Annotated in this window: 16 protein-coding genes; 8 read left to right on the top strand and 8 right to left on the bottom strand. The window is 46.6% G+C overall.

From position 1 onward, the window contains the following. Window positions 1–63 precede the first annotated feature (63 nt). From queC to AMS66_RS25150, 5 genes are all read left to right on the top strand, one after another. Entirely contained in the window at window positions 64–753 is a 690-nt protein-coding gene (queC, locus tag AMS66_RS25170) for a 7-cyano-7-deazaguanine synthase QueC (protein ID WP_053783512.1), read from the top strand. Beyond that, entirely contained in the window at window positions 750–1,241 is a 492-nt protein-coding gene (gene queD, locus AMS66_RS25165; RefSeq protein ID WP_053783389.1) for a 6-carboxytetrahydropterin synthase QueD, read from the top strand. The genes queC and queD overlap by 4 nt, the downstream gene beginning before the upstream one ends. Window positions 1,242–1,368: 127 nt before the next feature. After that, the gene (queE, locus tag AMS66_RS25160; protein ID WP_236703631.1) at window positions 1,369–2,079 is read left to right on the top strand and encodes a 7-carboxy-7-deazaguanine synthase QueE; all 711 of its coding nucleotides are present in this window, start codon (window positions 1,369–1,371) and stop codon (window positions 2,077–2,079) included. Between the two features lie 123 nt (window positions 2,080–2,202). Beyond that, window positions 2,203–2,694 (top strand): preQ(1) synthase, encoded by a 492-nt coding sequence (gene queF, locus AMS66_RS25155; RefSeq protein WP_063564570.1) that lies wholly within the window; start codon window positions 2,203–2,205, stop codon window positions 2,692–2,694. 470 nt (window positions 2,695–3,164) lie between these two features. After that, complete coding sequence (locus tag AMS66_RS25150; protein WP_036664443.1) at window positions 3,165–4,433, top strand: MFS transporter; 1,269 nt, start codon at window positions 3,165–3,167, stop codon at window positions 4,431–4,433. Between the two features lie 553 nt (window positions 4,434–4,986). Here the strand turns inward: AMS66_RS25150 and AMS66_RS25145 are convergent. The 7 genes from AMS66_RS25145 to AMS66_RS25115 all read right to left on the bottom strand — a co-directional run bounded on the left by AMS66_RS25145 (window position 4,987) and on the right by AMS66_RS25115 (window position 13,227). Next, a complete protein-coding gene (locus AMS66_RS25145) occupies window positions 4,987–5,832 on the bottom strand; it encodes an EcsC family protein (RefSeq protein WP_053783387.1) in 846 nt (281 codons plus the stop codon). Between the two features lie 192 nt (window positions 5,833–6,024). After that, a complete protein-coding gene (locus tag AMS66_RS25140; protein ID WP_053783386.1) occupies window positions 6,025–7,005 on the bottom strand; it encodes a glycoside hydrolase family 43 protein in 981 nt (326 codons plus the stop codon). Window positions 7,006–7,390: 385 nt separating this feature from the next. Next, window positions 7,391–8,812, bottom strand: coding sequence for an arabinan endo-1,5-alpha-L-arabinosidase (locus tag AMS66_RS25135; protein ID WP_053783510.1), 1,422 nt, complete (start codon window positions 8,810–8,812; stop codon window positions 7,391–7,393). Window positions 8,813–8,868: 56 nt separating this feature from the next. Next, complete coding sequence (locus AMS66_RS25130; RefSeq protein ID WP_024632439.1) at window positions 8,869–9,711, bottom strand: carbohydrate ABC transporter permease; 843 nt, start codon at window positions 9,709–9,711, stop codon at window positions 8,869–8,871. 24 nt (window positions 9,712–9,735) lie between these two features. Continuing rightward, on the bottom strand, window positions 9,736–10,626 hold the full coding sequence (locus AMS66_RS25125; RefSeq protein WP_053783385.1) for a carbohydrate ABC transporter permease: 891 nt from the start codon (window positions 10,624–10,626) through the stop codon (window positions 9,736–9,738). 150 nt (window positions 10,627–10,776) lie between these two features. Beyond that, window positions 10,777–12,117, bottom strand: coding sequence for an ABC transporter substrate-binding protein (locus tag AMS66_RS25120; RefSeq protein WP_053783384.1), 1,341 nt, complete (start codon window positions 12,115–12,117; stop codon window positions 10,777–10,779). A gap of 132 nt (window positions 12,118–12,249) precedes the next feature. After that, entirely contained in the window at window positions 12,250–13,227 is a 978-nt protein-coding gene (locus tag AMS66_RS25115; protein ID WP_144424607.1) for a glycoside hydrolase family 43 protein, read from the bottom strand. 334 nt (window positions 13,228–13,561) lie between these two features. Here AMS66_RS25115 and AMS66_RS25110 point away from each other — a divergent pair, with 334 nt between their 5' ends. From AMS66_RS25110 to AMS66_RS25100, 3 genes are all read left to right on the top strand, one after another. After that, window positions 13,562–14,479, top strand: a complete 918-nt coding sequence (locus tag AMS66_RS25110; RefSeq protein ID WP_053783383.1) for an ArsR/SmtB family transcription factor — start codon at window positions 13,562–13,564, stop codon at window positions 14,477–14,479. 203 nt (window positions 14,480–14,682) lie between these two features. After that, window positions 14,683–15,207, top strand: coding sequence for an NAD(P)H-dependent oxidoreductase (locus AMS66_RS25105; protein WP_082350896.1), 525 nt, complete (start codon window positions 14,683–14,685; stop codon window positions 15,205–15,207). Between the two features lie 179 nt (window positions 15,208–15,386). Next, window positions 15,387–15,956, top strand: a complete 570-nt coding sequence (locus AMS66_RS25100) for a YdeI/OmpD-associated family protein (RefSeq protein WP_053783508.1) — start codon at window positions 15,387–15,389, stop codon at window positions 15,954–15,956. Between the two features lie 94 nt (window positions 15,957–16,050). On the opposite strand, the gene AMS66_RS25095 is transcribed toward AMS66_RS25100, so the two are convergent. After that, window positions 16,051–16,404: a winged helix-turn-helix transcriptional regulator gene (locus AMS66_RS25095; protein ID WP_053783381.1), complete on the bottom strand. Its 354-nt coding sequence runs from the start codon at window positions 16,402–16,404 to the stop codon at window positions 16,051–16,053. Window positions 16,405–16,717: the final 313 nt, after the last annotated feature.

Raw genomic sequence — 16,717 nt, 5'->3', positions numbered from 1 at the left:
TCTTCCGACACTCTGTGCCTATGCGCATGGATTGATCTTAAGAAGATGGAGAGGTTTTTTATGTTGAACGAAGAAAAAGCAGTCGTTGTTTTCAGCGGCGGTCAGGACAGTACGACTTGTTTGTTCTGGGCCAAACAGCAATTTGCCGAGGTTGAGGTGGTTACCTTCGATTACGGCCAGCGTCACAAGCTGGAGATTGAATGCGCCGCAGAGATCGCTCGCGATCTGGGTGTGCAGCAAACGGTACTAGACATGAGCTTGTTAAACCAACTCGCGCCCAATGCACTCACCCGTATGGATGTGGAAATTACGCATGAAGAAGGCGAATTACCGAGTACATTTGTCGATGGACGGAATCTGCTGTTCCTCAGTTTTGCGGCCATTATGGCGAAGCAAAAAGGGGCTCGTCACCTTGTCACAGGTGTATGCGAAACGGATTTCAGCGGTTACCCGGATTGTCGGGATTCGTTTGTGAAATCGATGAATGTTACGCTGAATCTATCCATGGACTACCCGTTTGTCATTCACACCCCACTGATGTGGCTGGACAAAGCCCAGACGTGGAAAATGGCGGATGATCTCGGTGCCTTCGATTATGTACGTGAACACACACTAACCTGTTATAACGGGATTATCGGCGATGGCTGCGGTGAATGTCCTGCCTGCAAACTGCGCAAAGCCGGACTGGATCGCTATCTGGAGCAACGCACTAATTCTACTACTGTTGGAACTGCGGGAGCGGACATACGATGAGAGAACCGGGAACATTTCGTATTGTGGAGCTGTTGCAGCGGATCGGGGAAGATATTCTTCCTGCACAGCTTCGCTATCATCGCAAACGTGTGCTTGTGAGCAAGGAGTTTACGTTTGACGCGGCACATCACCTGCATTGTTATGAAGGCAAGTGCAAGAATTTGCACGGGCATACGTATAAAGTTGTTTTTGGCATTAGCGGTTATCCGGGTGAGACCGGGCTTACAGTTGATTTTGGACACATCAAGGAGATATGGAAAACACAAATTGAAGGGTATCTGGATCATCAGTATTTGAACGAAACCCTTCCCCTCATGAACACAACAGCTGAAAATATGGTTGTATGGTTGTTTGAACAAATGGAACATGCCCTGCAGACCGAACCGTATACCGCACTAACCGAGGGTGGTCGAACGGAGTTTGTCCGCTTATACGAGACGCCGACCAGCTACGCCGAGGCAAGACGGGAGTGGATGATCGATGAGTAGTGTAGGACTAAGCAATCTCACAACGTCGACCCGTACCGATGGAACAAATGCTGCTTCTGCGGTGGAATTAGCTGACAACAAGCTTCCTCACGGACAAGAACGAAACAAAGAGGCTCGTATTCCTGTGATGGAGATCTTTGGCCCGACAGTTCAAGGTGAAGGTATGGTCATTGGGCAGAAAACAATGTTTGTCCGTACTGCGGGCTGCGATTATCGTTGCTCCTGGTGTGACTCGTCCTTCACCTGGGACGGCAGTGGCAAGGACCTGATCCGGATGATTACGCCGGAGGGCGTGTGGGAGGAATTGCGCCGCGTTGGCGGCTCGCGCTTCTCTCATGTGACGATTTCCGGCGGCAACCCCGCCCTGCTCGCTTCGCTGGGTGGATTGGTTAAGCTGCTTCGGGAGAACGGCATTCGCACCGCGGTAGAAACGCAGGGCTCCCGCTGGCAACCCTGGCTGGCGGACATTGACGAAGTCACCGTCTCGCCCAAGCCTCCCAGCTCAGGCATGAACACCGACTGGGCTGTACTGGATGATCTGATCCACCGACTGGCTGATGGTCTGGTGGAACGAAGCCATAGTCTGAAGATCGTGATCTTCGATGAGACAGACCTGGATTATGCCCGCCGTGTGCATGCACGGTATCCGGGCACGGATTTATTTTTGCAGACTGGGAACCCGGATGTGACTTCTGCCGATACACCAGATCTGGCGTCTTCACTGCTTGCCCGTTACGAGTGGCTGATTGATCAAGTCAGTGCATCGGATGAGCTGAACGACGTTCGTGTACTGCCACAACTGCATACTTTGGTGTGGGGCAACAAACGCGGCGTTTGATGGGCTTTATGGGTGGAATGGGCGGTATGATGTAATTTTGGGAACAAACAGAGGCTAATAATGCCTATCATATATACCGGTAAGCTTCTTGCTTCGCCGGAAATAAGGAGAGTTTACGAATCGATGAGACAACCTGATGAAATGCAAGATTTGACGCTGCTGGGCAACCAGGGCGTAAAATATACGTTTGAATATGATCCGGGAATTCTGGAGAATTTTGACAACAAACATCCGTACCGTGATTATTTTGTCAAATTCAACTGTCCCGAGTTCACCAGCCTGTGCCCGATTACGGGTCAGCCGGACTTTGCAACCATTTATATCAGCTACATCCCTGATGTAAAAATGGTAGAAAGCAAGTCTCTTAAGCTGTACCTGTTCAGCTTCCGCAACCATGGAGATTTCCACGAGGATTGTGTGAACATCATCATGAACGACCTGATCAAGCTGATGGACCCACGCTTCATTGAAGTGTGGGGTAAGTTCACGCCACGCGGCGGTATTTCCATCGATCCGTACACCAACTACGGCAAGCCGGGTACGAAGTACGAGCAAATGGCCGAGCACCGTATGATGAATCATGATATGTATCCGGAGACGATTGATAATCGTTAATTTGGTAGATACATTTATCCTGATATATAAAATAAAATCATAGAGCGCACAAAAGCCGAACTCTTCTATCTGAAGAAATTCGGCTTTGTTTTTGTATAGAAATTGAGCGTTTGTGAACAACCACAAAAAATCCGATAGCAAAGTATAGAGACGTCGAAGCAACATATATAGTCAGAAAAGTCATGACTGCCATAAATAGAATGGTCATCGCCAAATTGCGTTTGGCAAGAACATATGGCGCTAGCGATTTCATAGTGATCAGTCCTTTATCATTTCTGATTTAGTAGAACTTTAATAGTGAAATCAGTAGAGTATATCAAGATTTTACATTATATAGAGTACGTTAATTTCTTCTGTTCCCCTTGTCGCCCCTGCAAATCTGTCCTATTATGTAACAATATGCTTAGGCACATCACATCATCAGGCGCTGATCCCTCGTGACCGCGACCAAAGGAGAACTGTACATGTCCATGCAAAATTCATTACCCAAAGACGCCGCTGCGCGTTCGAAAGCTCCACCCGGATTGGATGCCCAAGGTACCGTTTATCGGATCTTAATTGCCATCAGTCTGGTTCATTTGTTCAACGACTCGATTCAGTCAGTCATTCCAGCTATTTTTCCAATTCTGAAAGACTCCATGCATCTCACATATACACAGATCGGATGGATTTCGTTCGCTATTAACTTTACTGCGTCTATCATGCAGCCGGTTGTAGGCTGGTTTGCCGATAAAAAACCGACGCCATCCATCCTGCCCATCGGCATGGGATTTACGTTCACCGGTATGCTGTTGCTTGCCTTCGCCGATAGTTATATGGCCGTCCTGATCTCCGTCATCTTTGTCGGTCTCGGCTCGGCGGCGTTCCATCCGGAGGGTTCACGGGTATCTCATATGGCCTCAGGGCCTCGTAGGGGTCTGGCTCAGTCAATCTTCCAGGTCGGTGGTAACGCCGGTCAATCTCTGGCCCCATTGCTCACCAGATGGATTTTCATTCCGTTTGGTTTGTTCGGTGCCATCGGATTCACAGGGATTGCTGCTGCGGGGATCGCAGTCCAAATCTATATCGCTCGCTGGTATGGACGCATGCTGCAATCGGGAGGATATTTGCGTAGGCAGGCGGCAGCCCGTCGTACACCCAATCCGGCATTGCGTAAAAAGATTGCTGCTGCCATAACCATTTTGATTCTGCTCGTCTTCGTCCGTTCGTGGTATGTCGCTTCGATCGGCAGCTTCTATGCGTTTAACCTGAAGGATACATTTAACTTGTCCACAGAAGACGCACAGATCTATATCTTCCTGTTCCTGGCTGCCGGGGCACTCGGTACGTTCTTTGGTGGGCCACTGGCGGATCGCTTCGGCAAACGCAACATGATCTTCCTGTCGATGGCTGGAGCCGCTCCACTGGCCCTGCTGCTGCCTTACGCCAATCTGTTCTGGACAGCCGTATTGCTGAGCATTATTGGTTTCATTATGTTGTCCAGCTTCTCAGTGACCGTTGTGTATGCACAAATGCTGATTCCAGGCAAAATCGGAACCGTCTCTGGTCTGATTACTGGTCTGGCATTTGGTATGGGCGGTCTGGGTGCACTCGTGCTAGGAAACTGGATCGACGTGTTCGGTGTATCTCCAGTCATGCAAATGTGCAGCTTCCTGCCACTGATCGGCATCTTCACCTTCCTGCTTCCATCGGATAAGCTGCTGAACCGCTGGGCGGAAGAGAATGGTAGCGAAGAATAACAGATCTTATTTCTGAATAACATCCAATAAACAGTAGACAAAAGATTGCTGTTAAGACAGCCTGGCAAAAAGTAACGTCAGATGGTTAGGTTAACCATCCTCAAACCAACGTCATCTTGTGTAAACGGGATAAAGCCTTGTACCATTAGGCTTTATCCCGTTTGTGTTTTGTCAGCGTTAGCGTCAACCGCGTGCAGCTCCCAGCACGCGGTGTCCTACTTCATGACAAGGGTGGTCAGCCAACAAGAGCGGCAGCAACTGAGCCTGCGAGAAATTATTGAATACAGTAGGAACACATTGTGTGTAACGAATCCAGCGCACTTTAATGGCATCATTTCTGGCAATCCGCCAATGTAACGAATCACAGATACTTTATTCCTCATGTTTTGTGTGGTTTCGCATCATTTAGTATGATTATCATGCAAATAGCGATGGTGAGATTCCTTAGAATTGGCGCATCCTTCTATACGCCATAATAGGGTGCCATGGATTCGTTAGCGTCAGAATCAGAGCCAAGTGGCTGGCGTCCCATGCCCAATTTTGGTGATGGACATCATTGTGAAAGACGTTTAAGAATCAGCCGCTTTTTATATAACATTTTTCCGGCTTCGGCAACATCACGAATCGTATTTTTGTTACTCACCGAACCGAATACCATGCCGGCAATCGGAATGAGCTGGAACAGCTTTTTCCAGCCAAACGATTCACTGTAGGAATTAAAAACCTCCCGCCAGCCCTGCATCTGAGAGATAACCTCTACCTGCTTATCAGGATTATCGTAATCGGAGAGTTCATCAATAATCGCTTTCTTGCCCACAATATCTGCGGAGGAGAATTGCAGACATTTAACGATAAATATACGCTCTTGAGGCTCGTCGGGATCATATCCGTAGCATAGAGCCATCTCCTGCAGCACCTTTAGGGAAAGTCCCATCACGATCGGTATATCCGCTGCAATCGTTACAATGCCGCCAATACCTGTTGCAGCGCCTTGTGCGGCAGCAAACTTGGTTCGACTGTCCGTAATGCTATCAGCAGTGCGATCCAGCACTTCAAGGGGTAAGCCTTCCACGCTGTGGATCTTCGCTGTATCTTCTTCTACATCCTGTTCAATGTGATAAGATTCGTCCTTCATGGCATAACCCGATTTGGCGGCTTCCTCTTGCAGCAGCTTGGCCACATTCTTTTTCTGAACGAGAAATTTCCCACCATTCTGCACATACTGACCGACTTCGTTCAACGAGTCTCCAATCTTCTGTTTCAGCGCTTTAGGCATCACTTTATCCAGCATGGCAAATGGCAAACGACCAATTTTGTCCCAAATAAACAAGTCCTTCTGCCCTTTTTCCCATTTTAAAATCTGTTCCAGCTCCCGGTCCAATGTCTCGCGCGAATCCATATATGGCCTCCTAATGTTATGTGTATAGTCATTTGTATACTCCTCATACGCAAAGGTCAGGGGATGGTTGCTTCTATGCAGGGCCATCGCCTTCGTCTTCAAGTCTCCCTTCTCAATGTGTACATAAGTAAAAGCCCCTAATCAGCGTTCTCGCTGACTAAGGGCTTACTATATTAGAACGTTAGCGTATTTTTATTTCGCTTCAGCCGCAGCCTTCCCATCCGGAACAGGGACTCCAAAGTCAGGCGTGCCATCTTCGTTCCAGCGAATGACCTGCGCGCGGGCGTGACGGTTTGGATCGTAAAGAGGGTCTCCCTCGATGTCCTTGTAGTTTCGTGCGTGATAGATCAGAATATCCGTTTTACCGTCCGATGATACCGTGAAGCTGTTATGACCCGGACCATATTGGCCATTTGCCTCACACGTCTGGAATACCGGTTTAGGCGATTTCACCCAACTCGCTGGATCAAGCAAGTCGGCATCTTCATCCGCAGTGAGCAAACCCATACAATAATTATAGTCGGTCGCACTCGCCGAGTAACCGATGAAGATCCGTCCATTGCGATGCAGTACTGCTGCCCCTTCATTCACCTTGAAACCGATGATCTCCCAATCGTACTCCGGTGTAGCGATCATGACCTGTTCTCCACGCAACGTCCACGGATTTTCCATTTCGGAAATGTACAGGTTCGAGTTACCGACAATGTCCGGATTTTTCTGCGCCCAGACCAGATAACGGATACCCTTATGCTCAAAAGTCGTTGCATCCAATGCAAACGTCTCCCAGCTCGTATGAATTTGTCCTTTTTCTACCCATTCACCTTCCAGTGGATTCGCAGAATCGTTCTCCAATACATACATCCGGTGGTCAAAAAGACCTTCATTCGTCTCGCTGGTATGAGCTGCTGCGTAATATATGTACCATTTTCCATCGATAAAATGAATTTCAGGTGCCCAAATGTTGGCACTCATTGGTCCTGTATCATGTTTGTGCCATGCCGTTACCGGGTCGGCATTTCTCAGCTCTTCCAGAGTCTGTGCACGCCGGATCTCAATCCGGTCAAAGGCTGGTACGGAAGCAGAGAAATAATAATAGCCATCTGTGTGACGGTATACCCACGGATCAGCACGCTGCTCCAGAATGGGATTGGTAAATGTAATGGAATCAGTCATGGGAATGCTCCCCTTTCAAATGTGTGTATGGCTCGGAGTGAAGATTTGCAACCTTGTGCGGAAAACATAAAGCCTATTGCTGGTGCACCGCAGACGCTCCGGGGGTGGTAGGGCCTTGTCGCTCTCTTGTCCTCCGATTTCCTTTTCCACCGCTCTTGGCGGTTGAAATCGGATGCCAAAGACGCTCCTTCGGCTCCTTCCTCCCCCTTCGCTGCTTGTGCACCTTGAAAGAAACAGCTTCGCTCTTTCCCGCGCTCGCCGCTGAAACAAATCTAACTCCAAGCCATGGTTGTGGCTCGGTATATGTGGGGTCGGCCTCTTCATCCGGTCGACTCTCCCCACTAAATGCATGGCTGGCTTAACTCCGAGTCATAATTATGGCTCTCTATTCCTCCGCCGCTTTGAGCTGCTTGCCCCACACCGCAATGCCGCGGTCGTTCAGGCCAGTAACCACCAGTGCTGGTTGGCTTCGCTCCCAGTCCCAGGACGGCAGCAGCTTCAACTCCTCTGTGGAAGATCCGCCCCACGGGCTTTCTTTCCACTCCAACGTCAGTGTTTGTTTACCGTCAAACGTCCAATTACCTGAACCGTTTTCGCTTTTCATTTTGCCGTTGGCTTGCAAAGTGTAAGGCACTGCCTGCACCTGTCCGTCCACCGATGGATCAAGGGCCAAGCCTTCCCACTCCCCGGCAATCATTGACTTCGGAATATCCTGAGTGGTTTCGCCTGCATATCGTTCAGGCGAAACCACAGGCCAGCCGTCTTTGGTCCACAGCATTTTGCGGACATGCAGATAGGGCCAGTTTTTATCTGTCTCGCCTCTCGCATGATGCACAATATAATAATCGTCGCCATCCTTAAGGACCGAGTTATGTCCAGGTGCAACCCAACCCTCACCTTCGGTGAAATGGTAACCACCCAGAATTTTGGTTCCCACTTCATATTGAGGCAGATGCTCCGTATCCAGCATGTTCATGCCATTTACATCCGTGTAGGGGCCTGTAATTGAATCAGCACGGGCTACACGCACGTTATAATCTTCGAACAAGGAATCATAGGAGACGAATAGATAATACTTTTTGAACTCCGGGTTATACACGATATACGGACCCTCCGCCGCACCTTCTTCTGTGGCACGATCACGGGCGGCAATGCGGGTTCCATAGCCCTCCCCCTTGAATTTTCCGGTTTCCGGATCTAGAGGTGCAATGTATATTCCGTCGAAAAAAGAACCGTAAACCATCCATGAATTGCCTTCGGCATCCACTACCGGATTGGCATCAATCGCATTCAACTTATCCTTTTCGTTCTCGGATGTTTTAACAACCAACCCTTCATCTGTCCACGGTCCTTCTGGGGACGAAGAGGTCTGCAAACCAATGGCCGAACGCGTACTGCCAAAGGTCGAAGCCGAATAATACATACGGTAGGTGTCGCCAACCTGAATTACATCCGGTGCCCACAGATTTACCGCTCCAGTCCAATCGAGCGCTTCCTTCGGAATACCTGGCAACGCTTGACCTACCCATGTCCAGTTGATTAGATCATCCGATTTGCGTGCCATGACGCCGGGTTTCGCTTCTCCCGCTACCCGAACGTCGGTCGAATAGACATAATATCCCTGATCGGTTTTGATAATGGCCGGATCATGTGCATTGTTCACCGTCCAACGGGATTCGTCGTCCAGAATGGAGGTGTCGTACAATTGAGTATCTTGGGGTGCTTCAGGAAAGACCAGACGGGATACCGTTTCCCCTGCCCCATCTCCAGAACAGCCTGTAGCTCCGACTAACAGCAGCAGCAACATGAAAGCAACAACTCCTTTACCTGAATTCGTCCACCCGCGGAATGTTCTCCGCTGATTCATCCTTTCACTCCAGAGATCGCTACCGATTCAATAATCTGTTTCTGGAAGATCAGGAAGATGATCAATACCGGAAGCAACGCAACGATGGATGCCGCCATGATGAGCGGATAATCCGTTTGGATTGCATAGGTGGCATTGAAGTTGGCAATAACCAGCTGCAAGGTTTGTTTCTCAGGTGAATTCAAATAAATAATCGGCGCCAGATAATCGTTCCAGATGCCCATAAACCATAGAATCAACTGCGCAGCAATCGCAGGCTTAATGAGTGGGAACGTAATGCTGGAGTACAATCGGAAATAGGAACTGCCATCAATTTTGGCTGCCTCAATAATCGCATCAGGCACACTGAGCAGATATTGACGAAGGAAAAAGATCATGACCACATTGCCGAACAATCCCGGAACGATGAGTGGTAACAACGTATCCACCCAGCCGAGCTTCGAGAACATGATGAATTGTGGAATCATGACTGTCGGATACGGAATCATCATCGATGCGAGCAGAGCAAGAAACAATTTGTTTTTATGAGGGAATCTCAATTTGGCAAAAGCAAAGGCGGCGATACTGGACGTAAACGTCCCGACAATCGTCACACTCAGTGCAACAATCAAACTGTTTTTGATCCCGCTGAGCAGCGGACCCGCTTCCCAGATTTCTTTATATTTGCCGAACTGAATGATCTCTGGAATCCATACGGGAGGCAGGGCAAATACATCCTGCTTTTCCTTCACCGAAGTGGATAACATCCAGATCAGCGGTGCAATCATGGCAATGGCCCCAATCGCCAGAACAATGAAGATGATCGAGTTGGTCAGTTTTCTCTTTTGACTATAAGACATATCCGTTCACTCCTTTCCTTGTCCTCAATCCCCATCAAAGGCTGATTTTTCATTCATTTTGAATTGCACGAGCGTAATGACAAAAATGAATACGCCGAGAATCATTGCCATGGCTGACGCATAACCCATTTGCAGGTTGCTAAAGGCCTTTTGCCAGATATAAAAGACAATGGAGGCCGATGAGTATTCAGGACCGCCAGTAGGCGTCATAATGTTCATCTCGGTAAAAATCTGCGAACCGCCAATAATGTTTGTGACGACAAGGAAAAACGTAACAGGCTTCACCATCGGCCAGGTGATATTGCGGAATATTTGGAACCCATTCGCTCCATCGAGCTCAGCCGCTTCATAATATGTACGCGAAACGCTTTGCAAGGCGGCCAGATAGAGTAGCATCGTGTAACCGAGCCCCTTCCATACGGCCATAATAATCAGGGCAGGTTTCACCGTTTCTTTATTGGCGAGCCAGTTGGGTCCTTCAATCCCGAATAGATCAAGGAATTGGTTCACCAAACCGTAATCTCCGTTGTACGCCCAGTTCCACATGATGGAGACCGCAGCCAGGGAGGAAATAACCGGAATATAATAGATCACACGGAATGTTGTTGTGCCCGGAATTTTACGATTTAGCCCCATCGCCAGCAACAGCGCCAGCAAGAGACCGATCGGAATGCCAAGCATGAGATAGAATGTATTAAACATCGCTTTGTAAAATAGGTCATCGGTCAGCAGGTCCTTGAAGTTGGCCAAACCGATAAAATTCATCTGCCCCAGTCCATCCCAGTCTGTAAACGAACCATATAGGGAGTAGAGAAAAGGGAACATGACAAAGATCAGCAGCCCAAGAACCGGAGGCAAAATGAACAAGTAACCGTACAGCATCTCTTTGCGATACAATCTCGATTTTGTAACCACGGCATTCACCCCTGTTTCTAGTATCAGCATGTGGCATCATTCGATTGGAACTATTCGATCAACTGATGCCACATACCCGTATGGAATCATCCAATAATAACGATGCCAGCAGCATGATAGCAGGCCGCTGGCATCGCCTTTTCCTATCTATTATTTCTGTGATTTCTTCTCTTGCTCTACCGCTTTGTCCAGCAATTTCTGCATTTTTGGCTGCTGCTGCTTCACGTAGTCTGCGGCTGTAATCTTACCGTCCAATACCGGCTGAATGTCGGTGAAGAACAGGTCATACCATTCCGCATTGTACGTGTAGTTACCTGGCAGCGCACGGCCGTAGTCTTCTACGATATCAATGAATTCCTGTTTGTTGGCTGGTTTCGTTGATGTATCTTTGGCCCATTCGTCAGCCATATCGAGCAGGTTCGGAATTTGTACTTTAGCATCCACCAACTGCTGCATACCTTCTTTGGAAGCTGTTAGGTAATTCACCAATGCTGCGGCTTCTTCCGGGTATTTCGTTTTAGCAGATACACCAATACCGAGGGAACCGATCCACGTTGCGGATTTTCCAGTAGAGCCCGCAGGGAAAGGAAGCAAATCATAATCGAAAGGCAGTTTCTCGAAGGTACTCATATCCCATGGACCTACAGGGAAGAATGCCATTTCCCCTTTCATCCAGCGTTGGTACGTATCCAATGTTTGCGCTTCCTCAATGGAAGGCGTGATTTTATATTTGTTTTGCATGTCGGCAAAGAATTGTAATGCTTCAGCAAACTTCGGATCATCAATCGTCACTTTTGTTTTGCTTGCATCCAGCCAGTCTGCACCATTGCTCCAGACAAAGGATTGCAAGGCCCACTGTACGTTAAAGCCTGTACCGAATACGTCCGGTTTGCCGTCGCCATTCGTATCCTTGGTCGCTTGCTGGTTGACTTTGATGAATTCTTCCCAGGTATAAGGTTTGTCCTTATCAGGGAATGGGATGCCTTCTTTTTCAAATAACGTCTTGTTATATCCGAGTGCAAACGGACCCAGATCTTTCGGCATGCCGTAGATATCACCCTGACCTGCCATTTTGCCATCATAGCGGTACAGGTCCACACCATATTTCCAGATGTTGTCCAGATCTACGTCCGCATTGTTTTCAACGTAAGGTGTAAGATTCATCAACACATTGCTGTTCACGTAGGCTTTCACATCGCCAGGGTTAAAATAGAATACGTCTGGCAAGCTGTTGCCTGTGATGGCAGCTCTCAATTTTGTCGCGTATTGATCCGCAGCAGTTACGATAATTTTGACTTTGACACCGGGATGCTCTTCTTCATACTTTTTAACAACTGCTTGATAAGCCTTCTGTTCATCCGTGCCACCCCGGAACATAAACGTCAGTTCCTTGTCCCCGCTTGAACCGCTGCTGCCACCACAGCCTGCAAACACAATTGCACTCACAAACATAAGAAGCATTATCGTAACTAACCTCTTTTTCTTTACCATCTGAACCCCTCCTGATCTGGAATTGTAAACGTATTCAATTAGCTGAAATAAGATTTCTGTTGTTAAATTTATCAAATCCAGATCACTTTAGTCAATACTTTATTAAAACATTTTATGTTTATTTAAAATAAACTAATACGTTGGCCATCCGTTGGAATCCCACAGCAAGTCGTTGATTAACAATTTTGGATTGCCGTTATCGTCAGCATCATAGGCATGGCGTGCAATGACGTTACCGTTATACACATCCTGGCCTCCGGGTCCTTTCCACTTGACATTCCCTGAATCCAACAGGGTTCCGCCGCCATTCAACATGTTCACACCGTTTTTATCCACATACGGACCTGTAATACTCGTTGAACGACCATAGACCATTTTGTACGTGCTGTTCACGCCCTGGCAGCAAGAATCAATGGAGGCAAACAAGTAATAATAACCATTCCGGTACACAATACTCGGTGCTTCGATGGCCCCTCCATTATTCGGACGTGCCGCAATAGAGGATATGCTTCCGGTAGGTTTCATCGTCGTTTTGTCAAGTTTCACAATCTTCAGACCGCTCCAGAAAGAACCGAAAGCGAGCCACGGGTTGCCTGAGGCATCGATGACCAGATTCGGATCAATAGCGTTATAATCATTGGCGGTTGTGGTTTGAAGCACTAACCCCTCATCCTTCCACTGACCTGCTCCAATGCTGGTTGCAGACGCAAGCCCGATCGCCGATCTGTTGGAGCCAAAGGTAGAGATGGAATAATACAGCCACACTTTGCCGTTGTACTGCTCAACGTCTGGTGCCCATACATCCAGGCCGCTCTGACCCGGAACGGCAGAAGCCCACCAAGATGGCTTGCTTAGGAAGATTTGCGGAACCCGGTACCAGGAAGATCCGTTATCCGATTTCAGTACCTGAATGCCCGCACCGGTTGAGAAGGTATACCATGAGCTTCCCTCTTTGATGATGGATGGATCGTGGACGGCAATATCTCCGTTCAGATTCCAGAATGCCGCAAATGCCCGAGACTGACCCGCCAATAGCAAAACAAGTACAAGCAGTGCAGGTAACGCCCAACGTTTCTTCCTGAATCCTGTCAATCCATTAAACTTTTCCAAATCGAATTCCACCTCTCCTGATCAAATAGTTAATTTGGTTCATGAAGTATTAAATCAATTTAGGTATACTAGGATTATAAAAGCGGTTACATTACATTTCAATGGTATATTTCAAATATATATGAAATGATTCAAGTTATTTTTTAAAGTAAATATTCAACAATTTATGAATAACACACTCATTTATGCTATGTATATAAGGGATTTGACATCCTTTTCTCTGCCCTTCCCTTCCTTCAACGAATCATTTATAATTATCTAAAACAAACCATATAAATGTGCAGAAGCCTGGATCAGAAGGGCTTTGTTCAGAACGTGGAAAGGAAACCCACCTATGATTTATATTAAAGATCTGATGTCTGGCGTTAATATTTTCAAGGCACTCAGTTCGGAAATTCGAATCCAGATCATTGAGCTGCTTGCCAAGAACCAGAGTCTTAACCTCAATGATCTCGCGACCAAACTGGGGCTCAGCAATGGCGCCATTACAATGCATATTAAGAAATTGGAAGAAAGCGGCCTGATTGAGATTAACACCGCAGTCGGCAAACACGGGATACAGAAGATTTGTTATCTGAATGAGGAAAAACTGATGGTTGATTTGCGCTCCCAGGAGATCAGCAATCGTTATGAAGTTGAAATTCAGGTAGGACACTACAGTGATTATCAAGCAGCTCCCACTTGCGGACTCGCCACCCGGGACAGCATTGTTGGGGAATTTGATGATCCGCGTTATTTTGCGGACCCATTGCGAATTGATGCGGAGATGATTTGGCTGGCTGAGGGTTATCTGGAATACCGGATTCCCAACTATCTCAAGCCTAACCAGACGTTCAGCGAGATCCAGCTATCCATGGAGTTGGGCTCAGAAGCACCGGGTTATTGTGATAACTACCCTTCGGATATTTATTTCTACGTCAATGGAATTGAGATTGGATGCTGGACAAGTCCAGGCGATTTCGGCAATACACGCGGTACATTCAATCCAGACTGGTGGCCACCGCATCTGAATCAATACGGGATGCTGAAGCTGATTCGCATCACTCAGGAAGGTAGCTATATCGACGGTTGCCGCATCTCAGATGTTACCCTGAACGAGATCGGCCTGGATTACAAAAGCGATATCCACTTTCGGATTGCTGTAACTGACGGACCAGTGAACAAACGGGGATTAACGATCTTTGGCAAAAACTTCGGCAATTACGGGCAAAACCTGCTTGCGCGTGTACTCTATAATGTGCAAGAGGAATAGCCTCCTCCTTCAGTCAAGTCATACTATAAGAAAACAACCATTAGCCGCCAATTGTTACACTTGGCGGCTTTATCAATTTCTGCACATTCTTCATGGAGTACTTACCTTGAGGTAAGTACCTGTACTAAAAGTGCATACTTACATCTTGGCAGCACTCCCTTTATACTCAAGAAATATTAGAGCTTAAGGAGGAAGAATTCATTTTGAAAACACTTATCATCGTAGCACATCCTAATATAGAAACGTCGGTTGTCAACAAAAGGTGGACCGAAGAACTCCAACAATATCCGGAAAAATATACGGTACATGAACTTTATAATGTTTACCCCGATGGACATATTAATGTGCAGCAAGAACAGCAACTCATTGAATCCCATGATCGCCTTGTCCTGCAATTTCCGTTCTATTGGTTTAGCAGCCCACCTCTTCTTAAACAATGGCTGGATGAAGTTTTCACTTATGGCTGGGCTTATGGCTCCAAGGGAGATAAATTACAGCAACGCAAAGTCGCTTTGGCCGTATCTGCCGGAATCAAAGAGGCGGATTACACGGATGAGGGATATGGCTATACCCTTGGACAACTGTTATCTCCTTTTGAGACGACCATGCGTTACTGCGATGCGGATTATCGATCATTCTTTGCCTTTTATGGGGCAGAACACGAGCCTGCAGCAAGTGAATTGGAACAAAGTGTACAAGGATATTTGAATTTTATTGAAAATATGTAATAATAATCACCTGTGTTACGAAATCGATTAACAAGTGGGGATTATATTTGAGGAAGTATGACAGTCTGTTGTCATACTTCTTTTTTTATAATCATTTTATAAACAATTCATTCCAAAGGAGAAGATACAAATGAACCATCCTGAACAAAGGTATAAAGCGAATGAATGATATTTCATCAATGGAACATGAAAATTTAATTACTGTAAGTTCAAGAGAAGATTTGAGAATGTGGTTGCAGGAGCATGGAAAGACTCAGAAATCCTGTTGGGTAGTCGTTAGCATGAAACAAACAAAAAACACACTGTTATATTTGGACGTGGTTGAAGAATCATTATGTTTTGGCTGGATCGATGGGGTTAAGAAAAAAACATCCGAAAATCAGCTTGCGCAGAGATTGTCTCCCAGAAGCAAACGAAGTTCATGGACTGAATTGAATAAAGAGCGTGTTCGCCGTCTTGAGAAGTTGGGTTTCATGAGCGACGCAGGAAGAATGATGCTCCCTGATATGGATCATGAGGCTTTCAAAATAGATGATGTTATCGAGCAAAGGCTTCAAGAGGACAAACAGGTTTATACGAATTTTCTGTCATTTCCTGCTCTTTATCAGAAGATTCGGATCGACACGATCCAAAGCGTTAAAACTCAACCGGAGTTATTCAAGAGCAGGCTGGATAAATTCATAACAAACACAAAGGAAAACAAAATGTACGGTCAATGGCATGACCACGGACGCCTTCTGGATTATTAAAATGCGTTGAAAATACAGTTATATTTTTTTATTGCAATGCAAAACAGGACCCCCTAATCAGGAGACCCTGTTTTTTTATAATTCCGCCTTACTATCACTTTACATGCTCCAGGGCAGCCATATTGGCTTCTCCCCAATTACACATCATATTTAACAGCGGCATCAATGATTGGCCCCGTTCGGATAATGAATATTCAACTTTAGGCGGGATCTGGGGATATTCTTGACGTATCACCAAACCATCCTCCTCCAGCTCTTTCAGCATAACGCTCAAGGTCTTAAAGGAAATGGTACCGATACTTCGCTTCAGCTCATTATGTCGCATCACCTTGTTTTCAGCCAACCAATACAGAATAACCATTTTATATTTACCATTGACCAGGGACAGCGTATGTCCAAAGCCGGTATCTTTTAGTGCCACGCCAGTCGGAACACAGGTTTCGCGCATAAGTTCCCCCTCCTTCTTTTGTTATCGTACCATAGTGAAGTGTTATCCACAGCCCTAAGATCATTAACATGATTTAGTCTTATTGATTTTTTCTGTAAAACTCAAGTGACAAGTCTTATGCCTTGATGTGTAAATGCTTCATTACATCTATTTTCACATAAGACTTTATGCATATTTCCTCTGAAATTTAGAAAGATCCATTGATTTATTAGAGAAGTTCTCCTAGTATTTTTAGTAGGAACATCAAGAGCTCGACATCATAGCAATAGCTTTACTGTTTTCATGAGAGCGCTATCGCTGCAGCACTAAAGAA

The organism is Paenibacillus xylanivorans, from assembly GCF_001280595.1.
GTDB classification, from domain to species: domain Bacteria; phylum Bacillota; class Bacilli; order Paenibacillales; family Paenibacillaceae; genus Paenibacillus; species Paenibacillus xylanivorans.
This window is presented reverse-complemented; position numbering and strand designations above follow the sequence as displayed.

What these genes read in the sequence shown, in the direction of transcription:
- AMS66_RS25145 (WP_053783387.1), bottom strand. Translation starts at nt 5,832, where the DNA reads ATGGATTCGCGCGAGACATTGGACCGGGAGCTGGAACAGATTTTAAAA.
- queE (WP_236703631.1), top strand. Translation starts at nt 1,369, where the DNA reads ATGGAGATCTTTGGCCCGACAGTTCAAGGTGAAGGTATGGTCATTGGG.
- AMS66_RS25150 (WP_036664443.1), top strand. Translation starts at nt 3,165, where the DNA reads ATGCAAAATTCATTACCCAAAGACGCCGCTGCGCGTTCGAAAGCTCCA.
- AMS66_RS25135 (WP_053783510.1), bottom strand. Translation starts at nt 8,812, where the DNA reads ATGTTGCTGCTGCTGTTAGTCGGAGCTACAGGCTGTTCTGGAGATGGG.
- AMS66_RS25110 (WP_053783383.1), top strand. Translation starts at nt 13,562, where the DNA reads ATGATTTATATTAAAGATCTGATGTCTGGCGTTAATATTTTCAAGGCA.
- queF (WP_063564570.1), top strand. Translation starts at nt 2,203, where the DNA reads ATGAGACAACCTGATGAAATGCAAGATTTGACGCTGCTGGGCAACCAG.
- AMS66_RS25095 (WP_053783381.1), bottom strand. Translation starts at nt 16,404, where the DNA reads ATGCGCGAAACCTGTGTTCCGACTGGCGTGGCACTAAAAGATACCGGC.
- AMS66_RS25120 (WP_053783384.1), bottom strand. Translation starts at nt 12,117, where the DNA reads ATGGTAAAGAAAAAGAGGTTAGTTACGATAATGCTTCTTATGTTTGTG.
- queD (WP_053783389.1), top strand. Translation starts at nt 750, where the DNA reads ATGAGAGAACCGGGAACATTTCGTATTGTGGAGCTGTTGCAGCGGATC.
- AMS66_RS25140 (WP_053783386.1), bottom strand. Translation starts at nt 7,005, where the DNA reads ATGACTGATTCCATTACATTTACCAATCCCATTCTGGAGCAGCGTGCT.
- AMS66_RS25130 (WP_024632439.1), bottom strand. Translation starts at nt 9,711, where the DNA reads ATGTCTTATAGTCAAAAGAGAAAACTGACCAACTCGATCATCTTCATT.
- AMS66_RS25100 (WP_053783508.1), top strand. Translation starts at nt 15,387, where the DNA reads ATGGAACATGAAAATTTAATTACTGTAAGTTCAAGAGAAGATTTGAGA.